The following is a 569-nucleotide window of genomic DNA, read 5'->3' on the forward strand; positions in this document are numbered from 1 at the left end:
GGCATAGACCAGACGCTCTCCTGTGAGCGTGGTATGTCGGGACACGACGACGGTCCGGATGCCGACGAGGGAGCGATTTTCATTCTGCAGGGGCTTACCCGGCAGCAGAGGTTCAAGCCCTCCGTGGGTCGCCGCAAAGCCCCTAAAAATTCATGGTAACAATTCAACACTTCTCCTATATGAAATTATTCCGCAACATCAGAACCTACTTCCGTGCGGTCGTTTTCGACTGCCGTCTGCGCCATTGCCGACGCGAGGCCGACCGCCGACGCGCCGTCTCCGGGCAGAAGCATCTTGTCATTAACCTTAACGGTCGCCCTGTGGTCGTGAGCAAGCAGCATATCAAGCGGCTTGTGCGCGAGGGTGTCTACCGCAAAGGAGTTACCGCCGCAGACATAGAGGCCATCGCGATTTACAGAACCGTCTAATCCATGCTCCGATGTCTTTTCTTACCAACGACGATTACCGGGTAGTTACCTGCCCGTCCGACCTTGAAATTATCTGCCAGTCCTCCGAGGATATACGCCGACAGGCCGAGCGCACGGCTATGGAGGAAGTCGCCGGATGGC

The 569-nt window shown here is 56.8% G+C and carries 1 protein-coding gene; it reads left to right on the plus strand.

What is annotated here, in order from left to right:
• The first annotated feature begins 152 nt into the window (after positions 1-152).
• Positions 153-428: a hypothetical protein gene (locus tag C5S62_RS01510; RefSeq protein ID WP_223301096.1), complete on the plus strand. Its 276-nt coding sequence runs from the start codon at positions 153-155 to the stop codon at positions 426-428.
• Positions 429-569 lie beyond the last annotated feature (141 nt).

The sequence above is a fragment of the Prevotella sp. MGM2 genome, from assembly GCF_002933955.1.
GTDB lineage: Bacteria > Bacteroidota > Bacteroidia > Bacteroidales > Bacteroidaceae > Alloprevotella.